This window comes from Streptomyces sp. NPDC056628, from assembly GCF_042792555.1.
Lineage (GTDB): Bacteria > Actinomycetota > Actinomycetes > Streptomycetales > Streptomycetaceae > Streptomyces.
This window is the reverse complement of sequence record NZ_JBHTWG010000001.1, coordinates 302,520-328,420: the sequence shown is the minus strand read 5'-3', so window position 1 is coordinate 328,420 and position 25,901 is coordinate 302,520. Positions and strand designations below refer to the sequence as shown.

The 25,901-nt window shown below is 72.1% G+C and carries 22 protein-coding genes; 13 read left to right on the top strand and 9 right to left on the bottom strand.

Annotated elements, in window-relative coordinates; translation table 11 throughout:
• Positions 1-42: 42 nt before the first annotated feature.
• Positions 43-2,283 carry an MMPL family transporter gene (locus ACFRAC_RS01455; RefSeq protein WP_382919395.1) on the bottom strand — a complete coding sequence of 747 codons (2,241 nt, stop codon included), beginning with the start codon at positions 2,281-2,283 and terminating at the stop codon, positions 43-45.
• 289 nt (positions 2,284-2,572) lie between these two features.
• On the opposite strand from ACFRAC_RS01455, the gene ACFRAC_RS01450 reads away from it, so the two are divergent.
• From ACFRAC_RS01450 to ACFRAC_RS01440, 3 genes are all read left to right on the top strand, one after another.
• Complete coding sequence (locus tag ACFRAC_RS01450) at positions 2,573-3,178, top strand: TetR family transcriptional regulator (protein WP_382919906.1); 606 nt, start codon at positions 2,573-2,575, stop codon at positions 3,176-3,178.
• A gap of 165 nt (positions 3,179-3,343) precedes the next feature.
• Positions 3,344-3,583 (top strand): heavy-metal-associated domain-containing protein, encoded by a 240-nt coding sequence (locus ACFRAC_RS01445; RefSeq protein WP_382919393.1) that lies wholly within the window; start codon positions 3,344-3,346, stop codon positions 3,581-3,583.
• 7 nt (positions 3,584-3,590) lie between these two features.
• Complete coding sequence (locus ACFRAC_RS01440) at positions 3,591-5,858, top strand: heavy metal translocating P-type ATPase (protein WP_382919391.1); 2,268 nt, start codon at positions 3,591-3,593, stop codon at positions 5,856-5,858.
• A 619-nt stretch (positions 5,859-6,477) separates the two neighbouring features.
• Here the strand turns inward: ACFRAC_RS01440 and ACFRAC_RS01435 are convergent.
• From ACFRAC_RS01435 to ACFRAC_RS01420, 4 genes are all read right to left on the bottom strand, one after another.
• A complete protein-coding gene (locus ACFRAC_RS01435; protein WP_361338912.1) occupies positions 6,478-7,767 on the bottom strand; it encodes a citrate synthase in 1,290 nt (429 codons plus the stop codon).
• Between the two features lie 265 nt (positions 7,768-8,032).
• A complete protein-coding gene (locus ACFRAC_RS01430) occupies positions 8,033-10,288 on the bottom strand; it encodes an ATP-dependent RecD-like DNA helicase (protein ID WP_382919389.1) in 2,256 nt (751 codons plus the stop codon).
• Between the two features lie 38 nt (positions 10,289-10,326).
• Positions 10,327-10,503: a DUF397 domain-containing protein gene (locus ACFRAC_RS01425; RefSeq protein ID WP_382919387.1), complete on the bottom strand. Its 177-nt coding sequence runs from the start codon at positions 10,501-10,503 to the stop codon at positions 10,327-10,329.
• A gap of 8 nt (positions 10,504-10,511) precedes the next feature.
• Positions 10,512-11,351 (bottom strand): helix-turn-helix transcriptional regulator, encoded by an 840-nt coding sequence (locus tag ACFRAC_RS01420; RefSeq protein ID WP_382919386.1) that lies wholly within the window; start codon positions 11,349-11,351, stop codon positions 10,512-10,514.
• A gap of 215 nt (positions 11,352-11,566) precedes the next feature.
• Here ACFRAC_RS01420 and ACFRAC_RS01415 point away from each other — a divergent pair, with 215 nt between their 5' ends.
• Positions 11,567-11,980: an ATP-binding protein gene (locus ACFRAC_RS01415; protein WP_382919385.1), complete on the top strand. Its 414-nt coding sequence runs from the start codon at positions 11,567-11,569 to the stop codon at positions 11,978-11,980.
• 79 nt (positions 11,981-12,059) lie between these two features.
• Entirely contained in the window at positions 12,060-13,409 is a 1,350-nt protein-coding gene (locus ACFRAC_RS01410; RefSeq protein ID WP_382919384.1) for a hypothetical protein, read from the top strand.
• A gap of 24 nt (positions 13,410-13,433) precedes the next feature.
• On the opposite strand, the gene ACFRAC_RS01405 is transcribed toward ACFRAC_RS01410, so the two are convergent.
• Positions 13,434-14,021, bottom strand: coding sequence for a TetR/AcrR family transcriptional regulator (locus ACFRAC_RS01405; protein WP_382919383.1), 588 nt, complete (start codon positions 14,019-14,021; stop codon positions 13,434-13,436).
• 126 nt (positions 14,022-14,147) lie between these two features.
• Here ACFRAC_RS01405 and ACFRAC_RS01400 point away from each other — a divergent pair, with 126 nt between their 5' ends.
• The 7 genes from ACFRAC_RS01400 (at position 14,148) to ACFRAC_RS01370 (ending at position 21,349) form a co-directional block, all read left to right on the top strand.
• Positions 14,148-14,711: a hypothetical protein gene (locus ACFRAC_RS01400; RefSeq protein WP_382919382.1), complete on the top strand. Its 564-nt coding sequence runs from the start codon at positions 14,148-14,150 to the stop codon at positions 14,709-14,711.
• 139 nt (positions 14,712-14,850) lie between these two features.
• Positions 14,851-15,870, top strand: a complete 1,020-nt coding sequence (locus ACFRAC_RS01395; protein WP_382919381.1) for a LacI family DNA-binding transcriptional regulator — start codon at positions 14,851-14,853, stop codon at positions 15,868-15,870.
• The gene (locus tag ACFRAC_RS01390; protein ID WP_382919380.1) at positions 15,867-17,387 is read left to right on the top strand and encodes a sugar ABC transporter ATP-binding protein; all 1,521 of its coding nucleotides are present in this window, start codon (positions 15,867-15,869) and stop codon (positions 17,385-17,387) included. Before ACFRAC_RS01395 ends, ACFRAC_RS01390 begins: the two co-directional genes overlap by 4 nt.
• Positions 17,377-19,332, top strand: coding sequence for a substrate-binding domain-containing protein (locus ACFRAC_RS01385; RefSeq protein ID WP_382919378.1), 1,956 nt, complete (start codon positions 17,377-17,379; stop codon positions 19,330-19,332). Before ACFRAC_RS01390 ends, ACFRAC_RS01385 begins: the two co-directional genes overlap by 11 nt.
• A gap of 108 nt (positions 19,333-19,440) precedes the next feature.
• Complete coding sequence (locus tag ACFRAC_RS01380) at positions 19,441-20,343, top strand: ribokinase (protein ID WP_382919377.1); 903 nt, start codon at positions 19,441-19,443, stop codon at positions 20,341-20,343.
• The gene (rbsD, locus tag ACFRAC_RS01375; protein WP_382919376.1) at positions 20,340-20,729 is read left to right on the top strand and encodes a D-ribose pyranase; all 390 of its coding nucleotides are present in this window, start codon (positions 20,340-20,342) and stop codon (positions 20,727-20,729) included. The genes ACFRAC_RS01380 and rbsD overlap by 4 nt, the downstream gene beginning before the upstream one ends.
• A 233-nt stretch (positions 20,730-20,962) precedes the next feature.
• Positions 20,963-21,349: a hypothetical protein gene (locus tag ACFRAC_RS01370; protein ID WP_382919375.1), complete on the top strand. Its 387-nt coding sequence runs from the start codon at positions 20,963-20,965 to the stop codon at positions 21,347-21,349.
• A gap of 27 nt (positions 21,350-21,376) precedes the next feature.
• Here ACFRAC_RS01370 and ACFRAC_RS01365 read toward each other — a convergent pair whose 3' ends face one another.
• Genes ACFRAC_RS01365 through ACFRAC_RS01355 form a run of 3 tightly spaced genes read right to left on the bottom strand, consistent with a single transcriptional unit; the run spans position 21,377 to position 24,512 of the window.
• Positions 21,377-22,207 (bottom strand): sugar phosphate isomerase/epimerase family protein, encoded by an 831-nt coding sequence (locus ACFRAC_RS01365; protein ID WP_382919373.1) that lies wholly within the window; start codon positions 22,205-22,207, stop codon positions 21,377-21,379.
• Positions 22,204-23,358, bottom strand: coding sequence for a dihydrodipicolinate synthase family protein (locus ACFRAC_RS01360; protein ID WP_382919371.1), 1,155 nt, complete (start codon positions 23,356-23,358; stop codon positions 22,204-22,206). The genes ACFRAC_RS01365 and ACFRAC_RS01360 overlap by 4 nt, the downstream gene beginning before the upstream one ends.
• Positions 23,355-24,512 carry a Gfo/Idh/MocA family protein gene (locus tag ACFRAC_RS01355; protein ID WP_382919370.1) on the bottom strand — a complete coding sequence of 386 codons (1,158 nt, stop codon included), beginning with the start codon at positions 24,510-24,512 and terminating at the stop codon, positions 23,355-23,357. Before ACFRAC_RS01355 ends, ACFRAC_RS01360 begins: the two co-directional genes overlap by 4 nt.
• A 320-nt stretch (positions 24,513-24,832) precedes the next feature.
• On the opposite strand from ACFRAC_RS01355, the gene ACFRAC_RS01350 reads away from it, so the two are divergent.
• A complete protein-coding gene (locus ACFRAC_RS01350) occupies positions 24,833-25,879 on the top strand; it encodes a LacI family DNA-binding transcriptional regulator (protein ID WP_382919369.1) in 1,047 nt (348 codons plus the stop codon).
• Positions 25,880-25,901: the final 22 nt, after the last annotated feature.

Genomic DNA, 25,901 nt, shown 5'->3' with positions numbered 1-25,901 from the left:
TTCGGCCCTCGGACTCCCGCTCCCCGGCGGGCCCGCGTCACGTTATCCGCGTGCGGTCACCTTGTCCCGCGCCAGCTCCGGCTTCTCGACGGCCGCCTCGCCCGCCGATGGGCCGTCGGACTCGCTCACGCCGAAGCGCTCGTGGAAGCGTCGCAGCGGTCCCGGTGCCCACCAGGTCGCCCGGCCCGTGAGCCGCATGACCGCCGGGACGAGCAGACTGCGGACGATCATCGCGTCCATCAGCACCGCCAGCGCGATCCCGAGGCCCAGCATCTTGGTGTTGGTCACCCGGGAGGTGCCGATGGCCACCATCACCACCGCGAGGATCACGGCGGCGGCGGTGATCAGGCCGCCGGTGCGCTGCAGCCCGTGCCGGACGGCCTGTTCGTGGTCGCCGGTCGCGTCGTACTCCTCCTTGATGCGGGACAGCAGGAACACGCCGTAGTCCATGGAGAGTCCGAAGGCGACGCAGAACATCAGCACCGGCAGGGTCGTCTCGATCGAGCCGGGGCTGGTGAAGCCCAGCAGGCCGGACAGGTGCCCGTCCTGGAAGACCCAGACCACCGCGCCGAACATCGCCGTCAGACTGAGCGCGTTGAGCACCACGGCCTGGAGCGGGATCAGCACGCTGCCGGTCAGCAGGAACACCAGCAGCAGGGTGACGACGGCGATGAAGGCGGCCGCCGCCGGCAGGCGCTCGGCTATGGCGTCCTTGGAGTCGACGAGCACCGCCGCCGCCCCGGTCACCTTGGTGTTGAACGGCGCCGGTACGGCGCGCAGTTCGTCCACGAGGGCCTGGGCCGGGTCGTCCACCGCCTCACCCTCGGGCAGCACGGTGAAGTACGCCGTCTCCTCCCGCACCAGGGGCCCGTCGACCCGGAGCACCTGCGGCAGCGCGGAGATCCGCTCCTTGTACGCGGTGTACTCGGCCGGGGTGGCCCGCCCCTCGGCGAGCACCTCCAGGCCGCCGCCGGGGCTGCCCGGGAAGCCGTCGCGGATGTGCTGCTGGACGACATGGGACTCGGCGCTCGACGGCAGCTGCCGGTCGTCGGCGGTGCCGAACTTCACGCCCAGGAAGGGCAGCCCGAGCAGGACCAGCACCGCGGTGGTGCCGAGGGCGAAGAAGGGGGCGCGGCGCATGACGACCCGCGCGGTACGGGCCCACGCGCCGCTCCGGTCCAGCGCGGCGCCCTCGGCGGCCGGCGGCCGTCCGCGCCGGAGGAGCCGGCGCAGGTCGAGCGCGTTGACCCGGTGCCCGAGCAGGATCAGGGCCGCCGGGAGCAGGATCAGCGCGGCCGCCGCGGCCAGCAGGACCACCGCGATGCCGGCGTAGGCGAAGGACCGCAGGAAGTACTGCGGGAAGAGCAGCATCGCGGCGAGGGAGACGGCGACCGTGAGCGCCGAGAACAGGACGGTGCGCCCTGCGGTGCGCAGGGTGGTGCCGACCGCCGTCAGCGGTTCCGCCCCGGCGGCCAGTTCCTCGCGGAAGCGGCGGACGATGAACAGGGCGTAGTCCACGGCGAGTCCGAGACCGAGGGCCGTGGTGAGGTTCATGGCGAAGACCGACACGTCGGTGAGCTCGGTGAGCCCGCGCAGCACCGCGTTGGTGCCGAGGATCGCGACGATGCCGATACCGAGGGGCAGCAGGGCCGCCACGGCGCTGCCGAAGACCATGACGAGCAGCACGAGGGTGACCGGCAGGGCGATCACCTCGGCCCGGATCAGGTCCTCCTGGATGGTCGTCTGCATCTCGTGCCGCACGGCGACGGGGCCGCCGACGGACACCCGCACCGGCCCGTGCGCGCCCCGCAGCTCGGGCGCGATGCGGTCCAGGGTCTCGCCCATCTGCTTCTCGTCGCCGGTGATGCGGGCGGCGATCAGCGCCTCGTGCCCGTCCTCGGCGCGCAGGGCGGGGGCCGAGGCGGGGCCCGCCCGCCAGTAGGAGCCGACTCCGACGACGCCCTTCTCGCGCGCCAGGCGGGCGGCGAGCTTCTCGGCCTCGGCGGCGACTCGGGGGTCGTCGACGGAGGCTTCGCCCGCGTCCACCAGGAGGAGCAGGTTGGGCTGGGAGGCGGGGAACGCCCGCTCCAGGGCCCGGGTGGCGTAGGTGGACTCGGCGTCCGGGTCCTCCCAGCCGCCGCTGCCCAGGCGGTCGGCGACCCCGCTGCCCGCCAGCACGGCGAGCGCGGTGACCACCAGGGCCACCAGCAGGGACAGCCGGGGCCGGGCCGTCACGAAGCGGGTCCAGCCTCCGACCCGGGGTGAGCTGTCGGCGTCCTTCATGGTGCGGTGTCCCCTTCACCCTGATCCGGCTGTGCGCAAGGAGGGCAGCATGGAAGCGTCACTGCCATAGACTGGCAAACACGAGCGATCGCTCGCGTTTACAAGAATGCGAGCGGTGACTCGCGTTTGTCAATCGCGTTCGGAAAGCTGGGGATGACGCGTGTCCGCCAACAGGGAGAAGGACGGCCAGGAGGTCCGCGACGGCCGGGACAGCCGGGACAGCCGGGACAGCCGGGACAGCCAGGAGAAGGAGCAGCCGCGCCGCCGCCAGGCCCGCGGTGAGCGCCGTATCGCCCAGCTGCTGGAGGCCGCGGCCGCCGTCTTCGCGACCACCGGCTACGCGGCGGCCAGCACCAACGCCATCGCCCGCGAGGCCGGCGTCTCGCCGGGCACCCTGTACCAGTTCTTCCCGAACAAGGAGGCGATCGCCATCGAGCTGGGCGGGCGCCTCATGCGGCAGATGCGCGAGACGTACGGCGAGGCGCTCGCCCCGGTCGACCCCACGACCTCCCTGGAGGAGGCGGTCACCGCGGCCGTGGACCGGTTCATCGCGTTCAACTGCGCGCATCCGGTGTTCTTCACGCTGATGCACGGCCCGGACGTCCCCGGCCGGATGGCGGAGGAGCACGACGCCCTGCACGCGACCCTGCTGGCGCGTGTCGAGGCCCTGCTCTCCTCGCTGCTGCCCGGCACGGACCCGGCCGAACTCAACCGCACCGCGCAGATGTGCCTGGGCCTGTACAAGACGGGCCTGGAACTGGTCCTCGCCCACGAGGGCGCCGAGCGCGAGGCGTACGTGCGGGAGCTGAAGCATGTCCTGATCCGCTACCTCGGGCCGCTGGTCGGCGACCGGATGGGCCACGCGGACGCCCAGGGGCCCCTGCCCACGACGTGAGATGCCCGGCATCCCGGCGCGTCAGCGCGGTACCCACCGAACACGCGTGCTGCACCGACAGGCCCGACCCCTCTTTGAGCAGTACCCCGTAGGGGTATACGGTTGCTGGTGGAAGGGGACCCCCTCGGCCCCCTCCGCCCCACCCGCCTCGACGAGGAGAACGACATGACCGCCCAGACCGACACCACCGGTTCCGTCACCGCCGTCTACAAGGTGAGCGGCATGAGCTGCGGGCACTGCGAAGGGGCCGTGTCCGGTGAGATCTCCGAACTGTCCGGCGTCAGCTCCGTGAAGGCCGTCGCCGCGTCCGGCGAGGTCACCGTGGTCTCGGCCGCCCCGCTGGACGACGCCGCCGTGCGCGAGGCCGTCGAGGAGGCCGGCTTCGAACTGGTCGGCCGGATCTGATCCCGCCATGCCCCGCACCACCACCGGCGAACCGGACATAGCCGAGGCTCCGGCGGCCGCCGCCGCCTCCGAGGTCGAGCTGCTCATCGGCGGGATGACCTGCGCCTCCTGCGCGGCCCGCGTCGAGAAGAAGCTCAACCGCATGGACGGCGTGACCGCCTCGGTGAACTACGCGACCGAGAAGGCGAAGGTCAGCCACCCCGCCGACGTCTCCGTCACCGACCTGATCGCCGTCGTGGAGCGGACGGGGTACACCGCGCGTGAGCCGGAGCCGCCCCGGCCCGCGCCCGAGGAGCCCACCGCGCCCCCCGAGGGCAGCGGGCCGGACGCCTACCGGCAGCGCCTGACCGTCTCCGCGCTGCTGTCCCTGCCGGTCGTCCTGCTGTCGATGGTCCCCGCCCTGCAGTTCGACAACTGGCAGTGGCTGGCGCTCACCCTCGCCTCCCCGGTCGTGGTGTGGGGCGGACTGCCCTTCCACCGGGCCGCGTTCACCAACGCCCGGCACGGCGCCGCCACCATGGACACCCTGGTCTCGGTCGGCACGCTGGCGGCGTTCGGCTGGTCGCTGTGGGCCCTGTTCCTCGGCGATGCCGGTATGAGCGGGATGCACGACGGCTTCACGTTCACCGTGTCCCGCGGGGACGGCGCCTCCCAGATCTACCTGGAGGTCGCCTCCGGGGTGATCACCTTCATCCTCCTCGGCCGCCATCTGGAGGCACGGGCCAAGCGCCGCGCGGGTGACGCGCTGCGCGCCCTGATGGAGCTGGGCGCGAAGGACGTCGGCGTCCTGCGGGACGGACGCGAGGTCCGCGTCCCGGTGGCGGGGCTGGCCGTGGGGGACCGGTTCGTCGTGCGCCCCGGCGAGAAGATCGCCACCGACGGCACCGTCGTGGAGGGCGCCTCCGCCGTGGACGCCGCCCTGCTGACCGGGGAGTCGGCGCCGGTCGACGTGGGCGTCGGGGACGCCGTGACCGGGGCCACGGTCAACGCGGGCGGCCGGCTCGTCGTGGAGGCGACCCGGGTCGGCGCGGACACCCGGCTGGCGCGCATGGCGAAGCTGGTGGAGGAGGCGCAGAGCGGCAAGGCCGAGGTCCAGCGGCTCGCCGACCGGATCTCCGCCGTCTTCGTGCCCGTGGTCATCGCTCTCGCGGTCGCCACCTTCGGCGTCTGGCTCGGCGCGACCGACGACACGGCCGCCGCGTTCACCGCCGCCGTCGCGGTGCTGATCATCGCGTGCCCGTGCGCGCTGGGCCTGGCCACACCCACGGCCCTCATGGTCGGCACGGGGCGCGGCGCGCAGCTCGGCATCCTCATCAAGGGTCCCGAGGTACTGGAGTCCACGCGCCGCGTCGACACCGTCCTGCTGGACAAGACGGGCACGGTCACCACGGGCCGGATGACGCTCCAGGGCGTGTACGCCGCCGACGGAGTGGACGAGAGGACGCTGCTGCGGCTCGCGGGCGCCGTGGAGCACGCCTCGGAGCACCCGGTGGCCCGCGCGGTCGCCGCGGGCGCCGAGGAACAGGCCGGACGGCTGCCCGCGGTGGAGGACTTCACGAACGTTCCCGGGAAGGGCGTACGCGGGCGCGTGGAGGGCCATGACGTCGCCGTGGGCCGCCTCGCCGAGAACACGGCGGCCCTGCCCTCCGAGCTGGCCCGCGCCGCCGAGGAGGCCGAGCGGGAGGGCCGTACGGCCGTCGTGGTCGGCTGGGACGGGGTGGCACGGGGTGTCCTCGCGGTCGCGGACACCGTGAAGGAGAGCAGCGCCGAGGCGGTGCGCGCGCTGCGCGCGCTGGGGCTCACACCGGTGCTGCTGACCGGGGACAACCGGCGGGTGGCCGAGGCGGTGGCGCACACGGTCGGTATCGATCAGGTGATCGCGGAGGTCCTGCCCGAGGACAAGCTGGAGGCCGTACGGCGGCTGCGGCGCGAGGGGCGGTCGGTGGCCGTGGTGGGCGACGGCGTCAACGACGCGGCGGCGCTCGCCACCGCCGATCTGGGCCTGGCCATGGGCACGGGCACGGACGCGGCGATCGAGGCGAGCGATCTGACCCTGGTCCGCGGTGACCTGCGGGTGGCCGCGGACGCGATCCGGCTGTCCCGGCGGACCCTGGCCGTCATCAAGGGCAATCTGGTGTGGGCTTTCGGCTACAACGTCGCCGCGCTGCCCCTGGCCGCGGCCGGGTTGCTGAACCCGATGATCGCGGGCGCGGCGATGGCCTTCTCGTCCGTGTTCGTGGTGACCAACAGCCTGCGTCTGCGGACGTTCCGGTGAATTGGTAGGAAGAACCCCCCGGACCCCCCTGGAGTCCGCCGCCAGGCTCACATAAGCTCTTCACAAGGCTCACGCATCATCCTTACGCTGGAGACCCGATCGCCGTATCGGGGCTCTTGCGTATCTAACGGACATATGCAAGAGACGCAGATCACAGTGATGTGAACGTAACCATCGAAGGGGTTCGAGGGTCTAAGTTGGCGATGTCAGGCGGCGTCTTGGGGGGCGCCCACTGGCATCTGAGGATGTCTTGGGGGACTTCCTCAGAATTGCGTTGCCGGGACACGCATCTCGGGAAGCTTTGAGCGGCCCTCCCGAGCGTGCGCTGTCCCGGCAGACCGCACAGAACAACCGCATACATGAGTACGTCGAGTTCCACTCGTTGTGCTCAACAGCGATTCAGGCGCTGTCCTCACAGACGCCCGGCCGGATCCCGTGGGGGGAATCCGCACCGGGACATGGGAAGGCGCCCTGGACGTCGGCCCGTGGGGGGACCGCCGCCAGGGCGCCTTCTTCTATGCCACGCTCCCCTGTCTCCCGTGACGTCTCCTGTGACGCACGGAAGCCCCGCACCCGACCCAGGGTCGGACACGGGGCTCCAGGACGCGGAGGGGGCGGCTCAGCGCTCCTCGACCGGGACGAAGTCGCGCTCGACGACGCCCGTGTAGATCTGGCGCGGGCGGCCGATGCGGGAACCCGGCTCCTTGATCATCTCGTGCCACTGGGCGATCCAGCCCGGCAGCCGGCCGAGGGCGAACAGGACCGTGAACATCTCGGTCGGGAAGCCCATGGCCCGGTAGATGAGGCCGGTGTAGAAGTCCACGTTCGGGTAGAGGCTGCGCGAGACGAAGTAGTCGTCGGAGAGCGCGTGCTCCTCCAGCTTGAGCGCGATGTCCAGCAGCTCGTCGGACTTGCCGAGAGCGGAGAGGACGTCGTGCGCGGCGGCCTTGATGATCTTGGCGCGCGGGTCGAAGTTCTTGTAGACCCGGTGGCCGAAGCCCATCAGGCGGACGCCGTCCTCCTTGTTCTTCACCTTGCGGATGAAGGAGTCGACGTCGCCGCCGGCGTCGCGGATGCCCTCGAGCATCTCCAGCACCGACTGGTTGGCGCCGCCGTGCAGCGGACCCCACAGGGCGTTGATGCCGGCGGAGATCGAGGCGAACATGTTCGCCTGCGACGAGCCGACCAGGCGGACCGTGGAGGTCGAGCAGTTCTGCTCGTGGTCCGCGTGCAGGATCAGCAGCTTGTCCAGCGCCGAGACGACGGTCGGGTCGAGCTCGTACTCCTGGGCCGGCACCGAGAACGTCATGCGCAGGAAGTTCTCGACGTAGCCGAGGTCGTTGCGCGGGTAGACGAACGGGTGCCCGATCGACTTCTTGTACGCGTACGCGGCGATCGTCGGAAGCTTCGCGAGCAGCCGGATCGTCGAGAGGTTGCGCTGCGTCTCGTCGAACGGGTTGTGGCTGTCCTGGTAGAAGGTGGACAGCGCCGAGACGACCGAGGACAGCATGGCCATCGGGTGGGCGTCGCGCGGGAAGCCCTTGTAGAAGTTCTTGACGTCCTCGTGCAGCAGGGTGTGCTGCGTGATGTCGTTCTTGAACGACGAGAGCTCGTCGACCGTCGGCAGTTCGCCGTTGATCAGCAGGTAGGCGACCTCCAGGAAGGTGGAGCGCTCGGCCAGCTGCTCGATCGGGTAGCCGCGGTAGCGGAGGATGCCCGCCTCGCCGTCGAGGTAGGTGATGGCGGATTTATACGCGGCCGTGTTGCCGTAGCCGCTGTCCAGCGTCACCAGACCGGTCTGGGCGCGGAGCTTGCCGATGTCGAAGCCCTTGTCGCCGACGGTGCTGTCGATCACCGGGTAGGTGTACTCGCCGTCGCCGTACCGCACTACTACAGAGTTGTCGCTCACGTCTTCCCTCACCGACGTTGTGCCTCATCTTCGAGGTTGCCCTGACTGTCTCTACCCTCCCCCATTCGGCTCAGGAGAGTGCACTCGGGGTCGACCATTGGGCCTATTGACGGCACTGAGTGCCGCCAACCTGCCATCCTGCCCCCTGTCTTGCCCATCCGGAAGGTGTCTGTGACCTTCCCGACTTATTTGATCGATCATTTTTTTCACGACCTTACGAAACCGCAGGTCGGGGAAGAGTCCGCGAGAGGGCCCGACGGCTCCTTCAGCCGCCCGCGAGCCGGAAGTCGAGCGCCGTGCAGCGCCGCCCCGCCGACACCGTGCGCACCGCCTGACCGATCGCCTTGCGCGAGCCCACGAGGACGACCAGACGCTTGGCGCGGGTCACCGCCGTGTACAGCAGGTTCCGCTGGAGCATCATCCATGCTCCGGTCGTGACGGGGATCACCACGGCGGGATACTCGCTGCCCTGGGAGCGGTGGATGGTCACCGCGTACGCGTGCGCCAGCTCGTCCAGCTCGTCGAAGTCGTACGGCACCTCCTCGTCCTCGTCCGTCAGCACCGTCAGGCGCTGGTCGACCGGGTCGAGCGAGGTGACCACGCCCACGGTGCCGTTGAAGACGCCGTTCTCCCCCTTCTCGTAATTGTTGCGGATCTGGGTGACCTTGTCGCCGACACGGAAGACCCGGCCGCCGAAGCGCTTCTCCGGCAGGTCGGGGCGCCCGGGTGTGACCGCCTGCTGGAGCAGGCCGTTGAGCGTGCCCGCCCCGGCCGGTCCGCGGTGCATGGGGGCCAGGACCTGCACGTCCCGGCGCGGGTCGAGGCCGAATCTGGCCGGGATGCGACGGGCCGCCACGTCCACGGTGAGGCGGCCGGCCTCCTCGGTGTCGTCCTCCACGAAGAGGAAGAAGTCCTTCATGCCGTCGGTGACCGGGTGCTGCCCGGCGTTGATCCGGTGCGCGTTGGTGACCACCCCGGACTGCTGGGCCTGGCGGAACACGCGCGTGAGCCGCACGGCCGGGACCGGGCTGCCGTCGGCGAGCAGATCCCTGAGCACCTCGCCGGCGCCGACGCTGGGCAGCTGGTCCACGTCCCCGACGAACAGCAGGTGGGCGCCCGGCGGTACGGCCTTGACCAGCTTGTTCGCCAGGAGCAGGTCCAGCATGGACGCCTCGTCGACCACGACCAGGTCGGCCTCCAGCGGACGGTCCCGGTCGTACGCCGCGTCGCCGCCGGGCCTGAGCTCCAGGAGGCGGTGGACGGTGGACGCCTCGGCGCCGGTCAGCTCGGCCAGGCGCTTGGCGGCCCGGCCGGTGGGGGCGGCGAGGACCACCCGCGCCTTCTTCGCCCGCGCCAGCTCCACGATCGAGCGGACCGTGAAGGACTTGCCGCACCCCGGTCCGCCGGTCAGGACGGCGACCTTCCGGGTCAGGGCCAGTTTGACGGCGGCCTCCTGCTCGGGCGCGAGGTCGGCGCCGGTGCGGGCCCTGAGCCAGCCGAGCGCCTTCTCCCAGTCGACGTCGCCGAAGCCCGGCATCCGGTCCTCGCCGGTGCGCAGCAGCCGCACCAGCTGGGCGGACAGGGACAGCTCCGCCCGGTGGAACGGCACCAGGTAGACGGCCGTCAGCGGCTCGGCGGCGCCGTCGGGGCCCGGCACCTTCTCCCGTACGACACCGGGGTCCGAGCCGTCCTCCGGGACCTGCGCCAGCTCGGCCAGACAGTCGATGACGAGGCCGGTGTCGACCTGGAGGAGTTTCACCGCGTCCTTGATCAGCTGCTCCTCGGGGAGGTAGCAGTTGCCCTGGTCGGTGGCCTGCGACAGGGCGTACTGCAGGCCGGCCTTGACCCGCTCCGGGCTGTCGTGCGGGATGCCGACGGACTGGGCGATCCGGTCGGCGGTGAGGAAGCCGATGCCCCAGACGTCGGCGGCGAGGCGGTACGGCTCGTTCTTCACGACGGAGATGGAGGCGTCGCCGTACTTCTTGTAGATGCGCACGGCGATCGACGTGGACACCTCGACGGTCTGGAGGAAGAGCATGACCTCCTTGATCGCCTTCTGCTCCTCCCAGGCGTCGGCGATCTTCTTCGTCCGCTTGGGCCCGAGCCCCGGCACCTCGATGAGCCGCTTCGGCTCCTCCTCGATGATCCGCAGCGTGTCCACGCCGAAGTGCTGCGTGATGCGGTCGGCGAAGACCGGCCCGATGCCCTTGACCAGGCCCGAGCCGAGGTAGCGCCGGATGCCCTGGACGGTGGCGGGCAGCACGGTCGTGTAGTTCTCGACGTGGAACTGCTTGCCGTACTGCGGGTGCGAGCCCCAGCGGCCCTCCATCCGCAGCGACTCCCCCACCTGCGCGCCGAGCAGCGCGCCGACGACGGTCAGCAGATCCCCGGCGCCCCTGCCGGTGTCGACGCGGGCGACCGTGTAGCCGTTCTCCTCGTTGGCGTACGTGATGCGCTCCAGCACGCCTTCGAGCGTGGCGAGCCGGCGTTCCCCGTCGGCCGGTGCGGACTGGTTGGACATGATCCGACGGTACCCGTGGGGTGTGACAGTCCGGGGCCTCAGTCCTTCTTGACCGTGGCGAGGAACCGGTCGAAGGCGGGGGCCGGGAAGGTGAGGGTGGCACGGGCGGGGGCCTTGGAGTCGCGGACGGCGGCGTGGGTGGGGGTGGTGGCGATCTCCACACAGTTGTTGCCGTCGCCCTCGCCCGAGTAGGACGACCTGCGCCAGTTCTTCATGCGATGCCTCACAGCTCCCTCGCCAACTTGTGGATGAAGTCACGCGATCGACTCGGTGCCAGCGATACCTCCTCTACCCTACGGAAGCGCGTTCGATAGGCGTCGAGTTGAGCTTCTGAGTCGATCAGCAGAGCGCCATGAGGTGCATCGCGTGCGACGGTGTCCAGCCCGGGCACAGCCCCGCCGATATACGTCATCGTGCTGGAGGCCCTGGCGAACCCGTCAAGGTCGAAGGGAATGACACGCAGGGTTACGCGGTCCACCTCAGACATCTCCAGCAGATGCGCCAGTTGTGTTCGCATGGCAGCACGATCGCCGACCCGGATGCGAAGAGCTGATTCGTGGATGACGACCTCGTGGGGAAACGCAGCTTTGCTCTGACGTGTCAGCCTGTGGCGGACGCGCAACTCAAGTTCTTCCGGGGTCAGTTGCGGAATCCTGGAGGAGAACACGGCTCGGGCGTAGTCCTCCGTCTGGAGAAGGCCTGGCACGTAGAGGATGGAAACGTCCCGCTGAAAAGTCGCGTGATGATCCAGCTCGGACAGATCCAGGAACGCTGTGGGCAGCAGCCCTCTGTACTCCTCCCACCAGCCTCGGGTCCGGTCAGTAGCCATCGCCACCAAGGCGTCCACGAACTGTTCGTCCGAGCATGCGTAGTGGGATGCCAACCGGCGCAGCCGCTGCTCGCTCACGCCGGAGAGGCCCGACTCGATCTGGCTGATCTGGACGTTGCTCACGCCCAGCATGGCCGCGGCCTGCCGAGCCGTGAGACCCGCCGCCTCGCGGAGTTTCCGCAGCTCCGTCGCGAGGCGCAGCTGCCGCGCCGTCGGTTCGCGCCTCGTAGGCATGGAACGCTCCTCGACTCCAACGCGCCCGGCGACGCGACTCGTTCGGGGTCAGATTACGCGACCGGCTTGTCGCGCCGAAACTTTAAGGTCTACCGTCAGTGAGGCAGCAAGCACGCTGTGCACCGGAAGCGCACCGCCCCGTCACGCCCTGACGGATGCGGCAATGACACCGGGGCCCGCCCATCCGATCCCCCCTCACCGAGACGGACTTCCGCATGGCCGAGAGCGCCGCCCCCTGGGAGTACTCCCTCCACCTCCCCAACGACCTCCGTGCCGTCACCGTCAGTCGCCGCACCCTGCGCCTGATCCTGACCATGCACGGGCTCATCGGACTCGTGGACGTCGCCGAACTGCTCGCCGCCGAACTGGTCTCCAACGCCGTACGGCACACCAAGGGCCCCGCCGCCCTCCGCGTGCGCTGGGCGCCGCCCGGCACCCTGCGCATCGGGGCCTGGGACGCCGACCCCGAACCCCCGCGGCCGCCCCGCGCGTTCGCGCACACCGCCGACGACGAGGACGGGCGCGGTCTGGCCCTCGTGCGGGCCTGCGCCGACGTGTGGGGGTGGCAGCCCTCGGCCCGGGACGGCAACCGGGGCAAGTACGTCTGGTGTGAGCTGGCGGCGGGCTGACCGGCCGTACGAAATCCGGTTGCCCGGTGCGTAAGGGCGGCCGATGCTCGACGTTTCGTCTCGCACGAGGGAGAGCCGCTTGAGCCGACCGCTGGTGGACGCCGTCCGGGCCGGAGACCACCTGGCCGTACAGGAGTTGCTGAACGAGAGCGCCGATCCGGACACCGCCGGCGCGGACGGGCTCCCCGTGCTGTGCACGGCCGTCGCCGCCTTCGACTCCGCCGTCGCCGGTGCGCTGGTCGACGGCGGGGCCTATCCCGACCGCGTGCTGCCGGACGGGACCACCCCGCTGTGGCGGGCCGTCGACGGCGGCTCCCCCGCCGTCGCCGCGGCCGTCCTCGGTCGCGAACCCCGGCTGCGCCTCCCCGAGGAGACGCGTGAGCGGCTCCTCGCTCTCGCCACGGCCTGGCACGAGACCGGCGTCGAGGAGGAGTTGCGGCGCCGCACCGGAGCACAGGGGCCGGTGGAGACGGTCCGCCTCCCCGACGACGCCGACGGTTTCCACTTCACCCACCAGGTGTCCCTCGGCGGCCTGTCCGTCCGGGACGGCCACGCCGGCATCCTCACCGCCCTGGAGTGGGCCTTCCGGATCCTGACCCCGGTCGACGAGCTGATCACCCGGGCCACCGCCGTTCCGGACGAGGACCACGCGACCTGGTGGGAAGTGCTCCGAGTCCTTTCCGACCGGCGGAGCGAGGAGACCTGGTCGGCCGTGGTGACCCACCGGCACCACCCCGCCCCGGCACACCGCCGCTTCCTGGCGGATTACCTGCGCGTCCGCGGAATCCTCGCGGACGACTCGCCGTACACGCGGCGCGAGGGCGACATCGTGAGCGCCTGGGCCGCCGAGGAGGCCGACCCCGACGTGCTCGCGCGGGTGCTGCGAGCCCTGGACGAGTTCGACCACCCCGGGCGGCAGGCCGCCGGGCTGCGGCACGCCGCACACCCCGATGTGGAGGTGCGCCGGGCGGTGCCCGCCCTCTTCCTCCCCCTCGGAGACGACGTCCGCCCGGCACCCCGGGGCCGCCAGACCCTGCGCGCCCTCCTCCGCGACCCGGACGCCCGGGTACGGCTCGGCGCCTGTCGCACGGCCGTCGGCGACGCCGGCCTCGTCCGGGAGGCCGTACCGCGACTGCTCCGCCTGGTCGAGGAAGCGGATCCCGAGCTGCACGCCGCGGCGGCGGCCCTCCTGGCGTCCTGCCCGGACCGTACGGCCGCCGTCGCCGACAGCCTGGCCGCCCTCCTCGAACGCGACGATCCCCCGACGCTGCTGGAGGCCGGCTACGGGCTGGCCCTGCGGGACGACCCCCGCACGGTCGACGCGTACCACCGGATCCGCAGCGCCGGCGCCGTCCCCGAGCACGACCACCGGTGGAACGCGATCTGGCAGTGGATCTGGGACAACGGCCTCATCACACCCGCCGATTGACGCCGCGGCCGCTCCCAGGAGGGCTCACGAGGCGAGGACGCCCTCCACCCCCTGCAAGAACGTCTCGCAGACCAGCTCCGGATCGAACAGGCACCCCGCCGCCATCGCGCCGTCCCGGAGCATGACGACATGCCGGCCGGCCTCGTCGGCCGGCTCGTGGCCGGCCCGTGCCAGCAGCTCCGTCACCGTCTCCAGGAACCACTGCCGGTGGGCCAGGACGGCCTGGTGGACCGGGTGGGACGGGTCGGGGTATTCCGCCACCGCGTTGAGGAAGGCGCACCCGCGGAAGCCGGGCGAGCGGATGCCCTCCGCGATGGAGCGGGCCACCGCCCTGACCTCGTCGGCCGGGGACGCGGCGCTCTCCCGCGCGGCTCCCACCTGTGCCCGGATCCCCTGGTCGGCCAGGCCCAGGTAGGCGAGGACCAGTTCCTCCTTGCCCGTGAAGTGCCGGTAGAGCGTCGCGCGGGTCACCTGCGCCTCGGCGATGATCCGGTCGACTCCGACGGAGTGGATGCCCTCGGCGTAGAAGATTTTCGTCGCCGTGCCGAGGAGCCGTGTCCGCGCCTCCGACACGCCCCCCGACGTGCCCCGTTTCGCTGTGCCCTGACTCATGGCTCCGAGGCTACCAAGCCATGAGGGAGAACGTTCGGTCTTGACAGACGTCACCGTCCGCGTCTTTGATGAAGAGACCGAACGTTCTCCCTCATTCAGGCGTCCCACGCCACCGGAAGGCCCGCCATGGACACCGCCCTCGCCCCATCCCCCGCCACCGACGCCACCACCGCCCTGCGCAAGCTGTATCTGCTGCGCTTCGCGTTCGCCGCCGTGTGGGCCGCCCTGCTGTTCGCGACCGCGGGCAGCCTGACACCGGCGGCCGGGGCCCTGCTCGTGATCTATCCGATGTTCGACGTGGCCTGCGCCGTCGTCGACCTCCGGTCCGCCCGCGAGAACGGCGGCCCCGTACGGCAGCTGTACCTGAACATCGCGCTCAGCGCCCTCACCGGCATCGGCCTCGCCGTCGCCGCCACCTCCGGCATCCCGGCCGTGCTGCGCGTCTGGGGCGTGTGGGCGATCACCGCGGGCCTCGTCCAGCTGCTCGTCGGCGTCTCGCGGCGCCGGATGGGCGGACAGTGGGCCATGATCGCGAGTGGCGGGATCTCCACGCTCGCCGGAGCGTCGTTCTTCGGGCAGGCGGGTCAGGCCGACCCCTCGCTCGGCGCCCTGGCCGGATACGCCTTCCTCGGCGGGGTGTTCTTCCTCGTCTCCGCCCTGCGCCTGGGCCGTACCCGGCCGGCCGTCTGACGCGCGCGGGTGGCCGGGCTCTCGAGCCGGCCACCCGCCGGTAAAGGTTTGGTCTCGGCCAACCACAGCCTCTTGCCTCCGCTCGTGTAATCGATTCCAATCCTTCGTGTAATCGATTCCACGAGGAGGTGGAACGGTCATGGCGAGCATCAAGGACGTCGCCGCCGAGGCAGGCGTCTCCGTCGCCACGGTGTCGCGCGTCCTGAACGGGCACCCCTCGGTCAGCGAGGACGCCCGCCGGCGCGTGACGGCCGCCGTGACGGCCCTGGGCTACCGCCCGAACGCCGTCGCCCGCTCTCTGCGCACCGACCAGACCCACACGCTCGGCCTGGTCATCAGCGATGTGCTGAACCCCTACTTCACCGAGCTCGCCCGCTCCGTCGAGGAGGAGGCCCGCGCACTCGGGTACAGCGTGATCATCGGCAACGCCGACGAGCGCCCCGACCTCCAGGACCACCACGTACGGACCCTGCTGGACCGCCGTATCGACGGGCTCCTGGTCTCCCCCACCGACGGCGGCTCCCCGCTGATGCTGGACGCCGCGCGCGCGGGGACGCCGATGGTGTTCGTGGACCGCTGGATCCCCGGGGTGGACGTGCCGGTCGTGCGCGCCGACGGACGGGCGGCCGTGCGGGACCTCGTGGCCCATCTGCACGCGCTCGGGCACCGCCGGCTCGCGATCATCGCGGGACCCGCGGCCACCACGACGGGCCGCGAACGCGTGGACGCCTTCCGGGAGGCGCTCGCCGCCCACGGGCTCGAACTCCCCGCCGCCTACACGGGGCAGGGCGACTTCCAGGCCGAGAGCGGGCGCCGGGTCACCGAGGGCTTCCTCGACCTGCCCGAGCCGCCCGAGGTCGTCTTCGCCGCCGACAACCTGATGGTGCTGGGCGCGCTGGACGCCGTCCGCGCGCGGGGCCTTCGCGTGCCGGACGACATCGCGCTCGCCGCGTTCGACGACATCCGGTGGTTCGTGCACACCGACCCGCCGATCACCGCCATCGCCCAGCCGACCGGCGAGCTGGGCCGGGCCGCCGTACGGGCCCTGGTCGACCGCGTCGAGGGGCGGACCGGCGAGTCCGTCACCCTCCCCGCCCGTCTCGTGGTGCGCCGCTCGTGCGGCGCGCCCCCCACCGCAGTGCAAAGGAGCACGTCGTGAGCGATCCGGACGAACTGCTGCGCATCGAGGGCATCCGGAAGACCTTCCCGGGCGTGGTCGCGCTGGACGGCGTCGACTTCGGCCTGCGCCGGGGCGAGGTCCATGTGCTGCTCGGTGAGAACGGCGCCGGGAAGAGCACCCTCATCAAGATGCTCTCCGGCGCGTACACGCCGGACGGCGGGCGCATCCTGGTCGGCGGCGAGGAGGTGCGCATCCACGGGGCGCAGGACTCCGAGCGCCTCGGGATCGCCACGATCTACCAGGAGTTCAACCTGGTCCCGGACCTCACGGTCGCCGAGAACATCTTCCTGGGGCGGCAGCCGCGCCGGTTCGGGATGATCGACCGGGCCCGGATGGAGGCCGACGCCGAGGTCCTGCTGAAGCGGGTCGGGCTCAGTGTCCCGCCCCGCGCGCGGGTGCGTGAACTGGGCATCGCCCGGCTCCAGATGGTCGAGATCGCCAAGGCGCTCAGCCTGGACGCGCGTGTGCTCATCATGGACGAGCCGACCGCCGTGCTCACCTCCGAGGAGGTCGAGACGCTGTTCGGGATCGTGCGGCGGCTGCGCGAGGACGGCGTCGGGATCGTCTTCATCACCCACCACCTGGAGGAGATCGCCGCCCTCGGCGACCGGGTCACCGTCATCCGGGACGGCAGGAGCGTCGGGCAGGTCCCCGCGTCCACGCCGAAGGACGAGCTGGTCCGGCTGATGGTGGGCCGCTCCATCGAGCAGCAGTACCCGCGCGAACGGGCGGACGCGGGCCCGGCGTTGCTCACCGTCGAGGGCCTCACCCGCGACGGCGTCTTCCACGACGTCGGCTTCGAGGTGCGCGCCGGTGAGGTGGTCGGCATCGCCGGGCTGGTCGGCGCGGGCCGTACCGAGGTCGTCCGGGCGGTGTTCGGGGCGGACCCGTACGACAAGGGCGCCGTGAAGGTCGACGGCGCCTCGCTGAAGGGGCACGACGTGAACGCCGCCATGGCGGCCGGGATCGGGCTCGTCCCCGAGGACCGCAAGGGCCAGGGGCTGGTCCTCGACCAGTCGGTGGAGGAGAACCTCGGCCTGGTCACCCTGCGCGCCGCCACGCGCGCGGGGCTCGTCGACCGCAAGGGCCAGCAGGAGGCGGCCGCGCGAATCGCGAAGCAGCTGGGCGTGCGGATGGCCGGGCTCGGCCAGCACGTGCGCACGCTCTCCGGCGGCAACCAGCAGAAGGTCGTCATCGGCAAGTGGCTGCTCGCCGACACCAGGGTGCTGATCCTCGACGAGCCCACGCGCGGGATCGACGTCGGCGCCAAGGTCGAGATCTACCAGCTCATCAACGAACTGACCGCGAACGGCGCCGCCGTCCTCATGATCTCCAGCGATCTCCCGGAGGTGCTCGGCATGAGCGACCGGGTGCTGGTGATGGCCCAGGGCCGGATCGCGGGCGAACTGTCCGCCGACGAGGCCACCCAGGACACCGTGATGGCACTCGCCGTCAGCAACCCCACGACCGACAAGGAGGCCGCTCGTGGCCACTGACACGCTCAAGAGGAACCCGGGCGCCGGTGGCGCGACCGGCGGGCTGCGCCGCCTGCTCCTCGACAACGGCGCCCTCACCGCGCTGATCGTCCTGGTGATCGCCATGTCGGCGCTGTCGGGCGACTTCCTGACCACCGACAACCTGCTCAACGTCGGCGTGCAGGCGGCGGTGACCGCCGTCCTCGCCTTCGGCGTCACCTTCGTCATCGTCTCGGCGGGCATCGACCTGTCGGTGGGTTCGGTGGCGGCGCTGTCGGCCACCGTGCTGGCCTGGTCGGCGACCTCGCACGGGGTGCCGGTCGTCATAGCGGTGCTGCTGGCGGTGGCGACGGGCATCGCGGCCGGACTCGTCAACGGCTTCCTCATCGCCTACGGCAAGCTCCCGCCGTTCATCGCGACGCTCGCGATGCTGTCGGTGGCCCGCGGTCTGTCGCTGGTGATCTCCGAGGGCTCGCCGATCCCGTTCCCGGACTCGGTGTCGCACCTCGGTGACACGCTCGGCGGCTGGCTGCCGGTGCCGGTCCTGGTCATGATCGTGATGGGCCTGATCGCCGCGTTCGTGCTCGGCCGCACCTACATCGGCCGGTCGATGTACGCGATCGGCGGCAACGAGGAGGCGGCCCGGCTGTCCGGGCTGCGGGTGAAGCGGCAGAAGCTCGCCATCTACGCGCTGTCCGGTGTGTTCGCCGCCGTCGCCGGCGTGGTGCTCGCCTCCCGGCTGTCCTCCGCCCAGCCGCAGGCCGCCGACGGCTACGAGCTGGACGCGATCGCCGCGGTCGTCATCGGCGGCGCCTCCCTCGCGGGCGGCACCGGCAAGGCGTCCGGCACGCTGATCGGCGCGCTCATCCTCGCGGTGCTGCGCAACGGCCTGAACCTGCTGAACGTCTCCGCGTTCTGGCAGCAGGTCGTCATCGGCGTCGTGATCGCGCTGGCCGTCCTCTTCGACACGCTGCGCCGCAAGGCGGGCGCCACGCCGCTCGCCGCGGGCACCGGTCCGGGCGGCGGCAGGGGCAGGCAGGCCGGGACGTACGCGCTCGCGGCCGTCGTGACCGTGGCGATCGTCGGCGCGACCTCGTTCCTGCACGACAACGCGAACGGATCGGCCAACCGCAGGGTCGGGCTGTCGCTGTCGACGCTCAACAACCCCTTCTTCGTGCAGATCCGCGCGGGCGCCCAGGCCGAGGCGAGGAAGCTGGGCGTGGACCTGACGGTGACGGACGCCCAGAACGACGCCTCGCAGCAGGCCAACCAGCTGCAGAACTTCACCAGTTCCGGTGTCGGCGCGATCGTCGTCAACCCGGTGGACTCGGACGCCGCGAGCAACTCCGTGAAGGCCGCCGGCAAGGCCGGCATCCCGGTCGTCGCCGTCGACCGAGGGGTCAACGACGCGAGGACCGCCACCCTGGTCGCCTCCGACAACGTGGCGGGCGGTGAGCTGGCCGCCAAGTCGATCGCCGAGAAGCTGGGCGGCAAGGGGAAGATCGTGATCCTGCAGGGCCAGGCCGGCACCTCGGCCGCCCGTGAGCGGGCGCAGGGCTTCGCCGACGGCCTCAAGGCGTTCCCGGGCATCGAGGTGGTCGCCCAGCAGCCCGCCGACTTCGACCGCACCAAGGGCCTCGACGTCATGTCGAACCTGCTCCAGGCGCACCCGGACGTCCAGGGCGTCATCGCCGCCAACGACGAGATGGCGCTCGGCGCCATCAAGGCGCTGGGGTCGAAGGCCGGGACGTCCGTGTCCGTGGTCGGCTTCGACGGCACGCCCGACGGCCTGAAGGCGGTGGAGGGCGGCTCGCTGTACGCGTCCGTCGCCCAGCAGCCGTCCCAGCTCGGCAGGATCGCCGTGGACAACGCCCTCAAGGCCCTCGACGGCAAGAAGGTCGAGCAGACGGTGAAGGTGCCGGTGAAGGTGGTCACGCAGCAGAACGTGGCCGGTTTCAAGGGCTGACATCGGCCGAACGGCCCACGGGTGGGCGGTCGTTGGCGGAGCATGGGTTCCGGTGGCGGCCGCCCGTCCAGGCGTCATCACGGGGACCGGATTCAGGGGAGCAACCTCATGTACGACTACGACCTGCTGGTCGTGGGGTCGGCCAACGCCGACCTGGTGATCGGTGTCGAGCGCCGGCCGGGTGCCGGCGAGACCGTGCTCGGCTCCGATCTGGCCGTCCACCCGGGCGGCAAGGGCGCCAACCAGGCCGTCGCGGCGGCCCGGCTCGGCGCGCGCACGGCCCTGCTCGCGCGGGTCGGCGACGACGCCTACGGCCGCCTGCTGCTGGACTCGCAGCACGCGGCCGGCGTGGACACGGTGGGCGTGCTGGTCGGCGGGGCGCCGACCGGGGTCGCGCTGATCACCGTGGACCCGTCCGGCGACAACAGCATCGTGGTCTCCCCCGGCGCCAACGGCCGGCTCACCCCGGCCGACGTACGGGCCGCCGCGAGCCTGTTCCAGGCGTCCCGGGTCGTCTCGACGCAGCTGGAGATCCCGCTGGAGACGGTCGCGGAGGTCGTGCGCAATCTGGCCGACGGCAGCCGCTTCGTGCTCAACCCGTCGCCGCCGCGGCCGCTGCCGGCCGACGTCCTGGCGGCCTGCGACCCGCTCATCGTCAACGAGCACGAGGCGCGGGTCGTCCTCGGTGACGCGGCGGTCGGCGACTCACCCGAGGACTGGGCGCGGATACTGCTCGCGAAGGGGCCCCGCTCGGTGGTCGTGACGCTCGGCGCCGAGGGCGCCCTGGTGGCCTCCTCGGAGGGGGTCGCGCGGGTCCCGGCGGTGAAGGTGGAGGCCGTGGACACCACCGGTGCGGGCGACGCGTTCACGGCGGCGCTGGCCTGGCGGCTGGGTGCCGGCGCCACCCTGGCCGAGGCGGCGGCGTACGCGGCCCGGGTCGGTGCGGTGGCGGTGACACGGGAGGGCGCTCAGGTGTCGTTCCCGACGGCGGCGGAGGCCGAGGCGCTGTGAAGCGGGCCGGAATCCTGAACCGGGGGCTGTCCGGCGCGCTGGCCGAGCTGGGCCACGGCGACGGCGTCCTGGTGTGTGACGTGGGGATGCCGATCCCTGCGGGGCCGCGGGTCGTGGACCTGGCGTTCCGGGCCGGGGTGCCCTCGTTCGCCGAGGTGCTGGACGGGCTGCTGGCCGAGCTGGTGGTGGAGGGCGCGACGGCGGCGGCCGAGATGCGGGACGCGAACCCCGAGGCGGCCTCGCTGCTCGCGCAGACGTGCCCCGCCCTGGAGCTGGTGCCGCACGAGCGGCTCAAGGAGCTGTCGGCCGGGGCGCGGCTGGTGGTGCGCACCGGTGAGGCCCGGCCGTACGCGAACGTGCTGCTGCGCTGCGGCGTCTTCTTCTGACCGGTCCCCCTGGCCGCGACGACGTTTCGAGGGGCCCGGTCCGTCGACCGGGCCCCTCGCGTCCCCTCCCGTCAGAACCCCCGCGATCCCCCCAGATCCCCCTCCAAAGATCCTGACGCCAAGTACGACCCGCGAGGTGCGGGGAGGGTTGCACGGTTCGCCAATTTTTTTCCGCGATCCTCCGGGCCGCCCTCGGCGTGCCGTTCCACCGGTGCGGACGTAGCGTTTCAGGTATGCAGGAGCTGGACGAGATTCCCCTCGTGGCCCTTCAGGACGACGTGCTCGACGAACTCGGTGACGAGGCGGTCGGGGACATCGCGCGGCTGCTGGGCACGGACGAGGCCGGGGCGCGGCAGGTGATCTGCACGACCGTGACGGCGGTGTCCGGGGAGGCGGAGATGGTCGCCATCCCGCCCCGCGCCCCGCTGACCGGTGTGCCCACGGTGGGCGGTCCCGCGACCGGCGGTCTGATGGCCCGCCTGCTCGCCGAGGAGGCGGACCCGCTGACCACCGACGTGGCCGCCAGGACCGGGCTGCCCCGGCCGGCCATGGCCCGGACGGTGGGCGTGCTGGTCCCGGCGGTCCTGACCGTACTGGAACGGCGGGCGACCGGGCGGTAGGGCCGCGACGCCGCGTGGACGTGTGCGTCAGACGGCGTGCCGGGTGAAGCGTGCCACGGTCTCCGCCAGCACCTCCCGGCCGTCGCGTGCCCACAGGGCGTCGTTGAACAGCTCCACCTCGATGGGCCCGGTGTAGCCGGCCGCCTCCACGAGGTCCCGCCACTGGCGCAGGTCGACGGAGCCGTCGCCGAGCTGGCCCCGGCCGTTCAGGACGCCGGCGGGCAGCGGGGTGATCCAGTCGGCGAGCTGGAAGGTGTGGATCCGGCCGCCCGCGCCCGCCCGGGCGATCTGCGCGGGCGCGTCCTCGTCCCACCAGATGTGGTACGTGTCCACGGTGACTCCGACCTGCCGGGCCGGGAAGCGTTCCGCGAGGTCCAGGGCCTGGGTCAGGGTGGACACGACACAGCGGTCGGCGGCGAACATCGGGTGCAGCGGCTCGACGGCCAGCTTCACGCCGTGCGCCTCGGCGTACGGCCCGAGCTCGCCCAGGGCGTCGGCGATCCGCTCCCGCGCGCCGCGCAGGTCCCGGGAGCCGGCGGGCAGGCCGCCGGAGACCAGCACCAGGACGTCCGTGCCCAGGGTGGCCGCCTCGTCGACGGCCCGCCGGTTGTCGTCCAGGGCCCGAGCGCGCTCGGCCGGGTCGATCGCGGTGAGGAAGCCGCCCCGGCACAGGGTGGTGACCGTCAGGCCGGCGTCCCGGACGAGCGTGGCGGCCGCCTCCACGCCGTACTCCTGGACGGGTTCGCGCCACAGGCCGACGGCCGGGACGCCGAAGTCGCGGCAGGCGGCGACCAGCTCGGGGAGCGGGAGCTGCTTGACGGTCATCTGGTTGACGCTGAAGCGGGCGAGGTCGCTCACGCGGTCACTCCGTACAGGGACAGCAGGGTCCTCATCCGTTCCTCGGCCCGCTTCGGGTCGGGGAACAGCCCGAGGCGGTCGGCGAGTTCGTAGGCCCGGGCGAGGTGAGGGAGGGAACGGGCGGACTGCAGGCCGCCGACCATCGTGAAGTGCGTCTGGTGGCCGGCCAGCCAGGCCAGGAACACCACGCCGGTCTTGTAGAAGCGGGTGGGTGCCTGGAACAGGTGGCGGGACAGCTCGACGGTCGGGTCGAGGAGGGCGCGGAAGCCGTCCGTGTCGCCGGTGTCGAGAACGCGGACCGCTCGGGCGGCGAGCGGGCCGAGCGGGTCGAAGACGCCGAGCAGGGCGTGGCTGAAGCCGTGCTCGTCGCCCGCGATCAGCTCGGGATAGTGGAAGTCGTCGCCGGTGTAGCAGCGCACGCCCTTCGGGAGCCGGCGGCGCAGCCCGACCTCGCGCCGGGCGTCCAGCAGGGAGACCTTGATGCCGTCGACCTTGTCGGGGTGGGCGGCGACGACCTGGAGGAAGGTGTCCGTGGCCGCGTCGAGGCCGGGCGAGCCCCAGTAGCCCTCCAGCGCCGGGTCGAACATCGGGCCGAGCCAGTGCAGGATCACCGGGTCGGCGGCCTGGCGGAGCAGGTGGCCGTAGACCCGCAGATAGTCCTCGGGGCCCTTCGCGGTGGCGGCGAGGGCGCGGGAGGCCATGAGGATCGCCTGGGCCCCGCTGTCCTCCACGAGCGCGAGCTGTTCCTCGTACGCGGCGCGGACCCCGGCCAGGGAGGCCGGGCCGGTGAGCTGGTCGGTGCCCACCCCGCAGGCGATTCGGCCGCCGACCGCCCGGGCCTCGGCGGCGCTGCGGCGGATGAGTTCGGCCGCGCCCGCCCAGTCCAGGCCCATCCCGCGCTGGGCGGTGTCCATGGCCTCGGCGACACCGAGCCCGTGGGACCACAGGTGCCGGCGGAAGGCGAGGGTGGCGTCCCAGTCGACGGCGGCCGGGGAGTCGGGGGTGACGTCGGCGTACGGGTCGGCGACGACGTGGGCCGCGGCGAAGACCGTGCGGGAGGTGAAGGGGGCGCCCGGGGCGGGGGCCAGGTGCTCGGTGCGGGGTTCGTAGGCGCGGGGGGCACCGTGCGCGTCGGGCAGGTGGATGGTCACGGGGTGATCTCCGGTACGTCGAGGCGGCGGCCCTCGGCCGAGGACTTCAGGCCGAGTTCGGCGAGCTGGACGCCGCGGGCTCCGGCGAGGAGGTCGCGGTGGTAGGGGGCGCCGGCGTGGACATGCCGCAGGAACAGCTCCCACTGGGCCTTGAAGCCGTTGTCGAACTCCTCGTTGTCGGGGACCTCCTGCCACTGGTCGCGGAAGGAGTACGTGGCCGGGATGTCGGGGTTCCAGACCGGCTTGGGGGTGGTGCCCCGGTGCTGGACGCGGCAGCGGCGCAGTCCGGCGACGGCCGAGCCCTCGGTGCCGTCGACCTGGAACTCGACGAGTTCGTCGCGGTCGACGCGCACGGCCCAGCTGGAGTTGATCTGCGCGACGACGCCGCCCTCGAGTTCGAAGAGGCCGTAGGCCGCGTCGTCGGCGGTGGCGTCGTACGGCGTGCCGTTCTCGTCCCAGCGCCGCGGGACGTGGGTGGTGGCGAGGGCCTGGACGCTCGTGACCCGGCCGAACAGCTCGTGCAGCACGTACTCCCAGTGGGGGAACATGTCGACGACGATGCCGCCGCCGTCCTCGGCGCGGTAGTTCCACGACGGGCGCTGGGCCTGCTGCCAGTCGCCCTCGAAGACCCAGTAGCCGAACTCGCCGCGCACGGACAGGACCCGGCCGAAGAAGCCGCCGTCGATCAGGCGCTTGAGCTTGCGCAGGCCCGGCAGGAAGAGCTTGTCCTGGACGACGCCGTGCTTGACGCCGGCGGCGGTCGCGAGCCGGGCGAGTTCCAGGGCGCCCGCCAGCCCGGTGGCCGTCGGCTTCTCGGTGTAGACGTGCTTGCCCGCGGCGATCGCCTTGCGCAGGGCCTCCTCGCGGGCGGAGGTCACCTGGGCGTCGAAGTAGATGTCGACGGTGGGGTCGGCGAGGACCGCGTCGAGATCGGTGGAGATGTGCGCCGGGTCCAGTCCGTGCCGGTCGGCGAGGGCCTTCAGGGCGTGCTCGCGGCGGCCGACCAGGACCGGTTCCGGCCACAGCACGGTGCCGTCGCCCAGGTCGAGGCCGCCCTGTTCGCGCAGGGCCAGGATCGAGCGGACCAGGTGCTGGCGGTGGCCCATGCGCCCGGTCACACCGTTCATGGCGATACGCACCGTCTTGCGTGTCACGTCGTTGCCCTCCGTAGGTGCCGTGCGCGGCGTTCGCGCGCGGTCGTCGTGCAGGTGCGCACGGACGCCGCGTGCACCCTCCCTGGCCCAGCGTCACGGCAAGCGCTTTCTACCGGTGGTGAAGCTACCTCCGAGCAGGGGTGGAGACAAGACCGTGACGGGGTCGAGTTGTTCGAGGGGACGAACAACCGGGGTCGTTGGCCTTAAGGTCTGCTCGACATACACGGAACCGCGGCCACTCACGGCCTGTCTACGAGGTGGCGGCCCGAGCACGGGCGGCCCGGGGGGTTCCACGACATGCGCGACCGGAGGACGACGAGATGACGGTGACCCTGGCGGACGTGGCGGCCCGCGCCCAGGTCTCGCCCGCGACGGTGTCGCGCGTGCTGAACGGCAACTATCCCGTCGCCGCCTCCACCCGGGAGCGGGTGCTGCGCGCGGTGGACGAGCTGGACTACGTGCTGAACGGCCCCGCCAGCTCGCTGGCCGCCGCCACCTCCGACCTGGTCGGCATCCTCGTCAACGACATCGCCGACCCGTTCTTCGGGATCATGGCGAGCGCCATCCAGTCGGAGATCGGCGGCCCCGGCGGCCGGGCGGGCGGCGAGCGGCTCGCGGTCGTCTGCAACACGGGCGGGTCGCCGGAGCGCGAACTGACGTACCTCACCCTGCTGCAGCGGCAGCGGGCGGCCGCGGTGGTGCTGACCGGCGGCGCCGTGGAGAGCGCGCCGCACGCGGAGGCCGTCGCGGCGAAGCTGCGCAAGCTGTCGGACGCCGGGACCCGGGTGGTGCTGTGCGGGCGGCCGCCCGCGCCGGACACGGGCGCGATCGCGCTGGCCTTCGACAACCGCGGGGGCGCCCGTGAGCTGACCGAGCATCTGATCGGGCTCGGGCACCGCAGGCTCGGGTACATCGCGGGACCGCTGGAGCGCACGACCACCCGGCACCGGCTGGAGGGCCACCGGGCCGCGCTGGAGGCGCACGGCATACCGGTGGACGACCGCCTGATCGTGCACGGCCGCTACGACCGGCGGTCCGGCTACGAGGCGACGCTGGAACTGCTGCGCCGCGACACGTCCCTGACGGCCGTGGTCGCCGCGAACGACTCCGTCGCGCTGGGCGCCTGCGCGGCCCTGCGCGACTCCGGACTGCGCATCCCGGACGACCTCTCGGTGGCCGGCTTCGACGACCTGCCGTTCGGCATCGACGCCGTGCCCTCCCTCACGACGGTCCGCCTCCCGCTCTCCGACGCGGGCGCCCGAGCGGGCCGCATCGCCATGGGCCGCGAGGAGCCGCCCCCCGGCGACCTGGCGACGATCCGCGGGGAACTGATGGTGCGGGGGTCCTCCGGAGTGCCGCGGGGCTGAGGCGGCACCGCGGCCGCGCCCC